This is a genomic window from Salinimonas profundi, assembly GCF_014750655.1.
GTDB lineage: Bacteria > Pseudomonadota > Gammaproteobacteria > Enterobacterales > Alteromonadaceae > Alteromonas > Alteromonas profundi_A.
Genome location: NZ_JABBXD010000021.1, coordinates 1 through 3195, shown reverse-complemented (window position 1 = coordinate 3195; position 3195 = coordinate 1). Strand labels below are relative to the sequence as shown.

Annotated in this window: 1 rRNA gene; it reads left to right on the top strand. The window is 49.9% G+C overall.

The features are described 5' to 3' along the window. Positions 1–279: 279 nt before the first annotated feature. Positions 280–3159 (top strand): 23S ribosomal RNA (locus tag HHX48_RS18505). Positions 3160–3195: the final 36 nt, after the last annotated feature.

The window sequence follows — 3195 nt, the reverse complement described above, 5'->3', positions numbered from 1 at the left end:
GTTCTTTAACAATTTGGAAAGCTGATATTAGTAATCAATCAAAATTGAGTAACTGAGAGAATTAGCAGTGAGTTTAGTTTTAACAACTGAGCGTACTGTGAGTCCTCCTTGCGCAAAAGTCATCTAACGATGATTTTGCACGAATAGCTACTCTACTTGACTTGAATACTTGTTATCGATTTGATTGATAGCAAGGATATTCACGATTAGCTTGTCATCATACAGCAGGTGTTGATTCACCGGCCAAAGCAGAAGTCAAAAGGCTGTTTTGGGTTGTATGGTTAAGTGACAAAGCGTATACGGTGGATGCCTTGGCAGTTAGAGGCGATGAAGGACGTGTAAGTCTGCGAAAAGCTGTGGTGAGCTGACAAAACGCATTTGAGCCACAGATGTCCGAATGGGGAAACCCACCTGTTTACAGGTATCTATTACTGAATTCATAGGTAATAGAGGCAAACGAGGGGAACTGAAACATCTAAGTACCCTTAGGAAAAGAAATCAACCGAGATTCCCTTAGTAGCGGCGAGCGAACGGGGAGCAGCCCTTAAGCATTGAATGAGTTAGTGGAAGCCTCTGGGAAGTGGCGCGATACCGGGTGACAGCCCCGTACACGACGGCAAAATCAATGTGAAATCGAGTAGGTCGGGACACGTGTTATCTTGACTGAAAATGGGGGGACCATCCTCCAAGGCTAAATACTCCTAACTGACCGATAGTGAACCAGTACCGTGAGGGAAAGGCGAAAAGAACCCCTGTGAGGGGAGTGAAATAGAACCTGAAACCGTATACGTACAAGCAGTGGGAGCACCTTTTATGGTGTGACTGCGTACCTTTTGTATAATGGGTCAGCGACTTATATTTGGTAGCGAGGTTAAGCGTATAGCGGAGCCGTAGCGAAAGCGAGTGTTAACTGCGCGTATAGTTGCCAGGTATAGACCCGAAACCCGGTGATCTAGCCATGGGCAGGTTGAAGGTTGAGTAACATCAACTGGAGGACCGAACTCACTGACGTTGAAAAGTCAGGAGATGACTTGTGGCTGGGGGTGAAAGGCCAATCAAACCGGGAGATAGCTGGTTCTCCCCGAAATCTATTTAGGTAGAGCCTCGGACGAATTCCATTGGGGGTAGAGCACTGTTAAGGCTAGGGGGTCATCCCGACTTACCAACCCTTTGCAAACTCCGAATACCAATGAGAACTATCCGGGAGACACACGGCGGGTGCTAACGTCCGTCGTGGAGAGGGAAACAACCCAGACCGCCAGCTAAGGTCCCCAAATATTGCTAAGTGGGAAACGATGTGGGAAGGCACAGACAGCTAGGAGGTTGGCTTAGAAGCAGCCATCCTTTAAAGAAAGCGTAATAGCTCACTAGTCGAGTCGGCCTGCGCGGAAGATGTAACGGGGCTAAGCAATATACCGAAGCTGCGGCAATGCGATTTATCGTATTGGGTAGGGGAGCGTTGTGTAAGTGGATGAAGGTGAACTGTAAGGTTTGCTGGACATATCACAAGTGCGAATGCTGACATGAGTAACGATAATGGGGGTGAAAAACCCCCACGCCGGAAGACCAAGGTTTCCTGTCCCATGCTAATCAGGGCAGGGTAAGTCGGCCCCTAAGGCGAGGCAGAAATGCGTAGTCGATGGGAAACGGGTTAATATTCCCGTACTTGTATAATCAGTGATGGAGGGACGGAGAAGGCTAAGCAAGCATGGCGTTGGTTGTCCATGTGAAAGTGAGTAGGCTGAGTACTTAGGTAAATCCGGGTACTTAAGGTCGAGACACGAGACGAGCTCCCAAGGGAGTGAAGTTGTTGATGCCCTGCTTCCAGGAAAAGCTTCTAAACGTATGATTATATGAACCGTACCCCAAACCGACACAGGTGGTCAGGTAGAGAATACTAAGGCGCTTGAGAGAACTCGGGTGAAGGAACTCGGCAAAATAGTACCGTAACTTCGGGAGAAGGTACGCCACCGGTGGTGAACGCTTTACGCGGTAAGCTATTGGTGGTCGCAGTGACCAGGTGGCTGGGACTGTTTATTAAAAACACAGCACTCTGCAAACTCGTAAGAGGACGTATAGGGTGTGACACCTGCCCGGTGCCGGAAGGTTAATTGATGGGATTAGCGTAAGCGAAGTTCTTGATCGAAGCCCCGGTAAACGGCGGCCGTAACTATAACGGTCCTAAGGTAGCGAAATTCCTTGTCGGGTAAGTTCCGACCTGCACGAATGGTGTAACCATGGCCACGCTGTCTCCACCCGAGACTCAGTGAAATTGAAATCGCAGTGAAGATGCTGTGTACCCGCACCTAGACGGAAAGACCCCGTGAACCTTTACTACAGCTTGGCACTGAACATTGAACCTACTTGTGTAGGATAGGTGGGAGGCTTCGAAGTATGGACGCCAGTTCATATGGAGCCGTCCTTGAAATACCACCCTGGTATGTTTGATGTTCTAACTTAGACCCCTTATCGGGGTTAAGGACAGTGTCTGGTGGGTAGTTTGACTGGGGCGGTCTCCTCCCAAATAGTAACGGAGGAGCACGAAGGTTAGCTAATCACGGTCGGACATCGTGAGGTTAGTGCAATGGCATAAGCTAGCTTAACTGCGAGACAGACACGTCGAGCAGGTACGAAAGTAGGTCATAGTGATCCGGTGGTTCTGTATGGAAGGGCCATCGCTCAACGGATAAAAGGTACTCCGGGGATAACAGGCTGATACCGCCCAAGAGTTCATATCGACGGCGGTGTTTGGCACCTCGATGTCGGCTCATCACATCCTGGGGCTGAAGTCGGTCCCAAGGGTATGGCTGTTCGCCATTTAAAGTGGTACGCGAGCTGGGTTTAGAACGTCGTGAGACAGTTCGGTCCCTATCTGGTGTGGGCGTTGGATGATTGATGGGAGCTGCTCCTAGTACGAGAGGACCGGAGTGGACGAACCGCTGGTGTTCGGGTTGTGATGCCAATCGCATTGCCCGGTAGCTATGTTCGGAACGGATAACCGCTGAAAGCATCTAAGCGGGAAGCCGGCCCAGAGATGAGTCATCCCTGAGCTTTAAGCTCTGGAAGGGTTGTCGTAGACTACGACGTTGATAGGCAGGGTGTGGAAGCGTTGTAAGGCGTTAAGCTAACCTGTACTAATTGCCCGAGAGGCTTAACCATACAACCCAAAGCGGCAAGGTCTGCATGGGTTGTGGA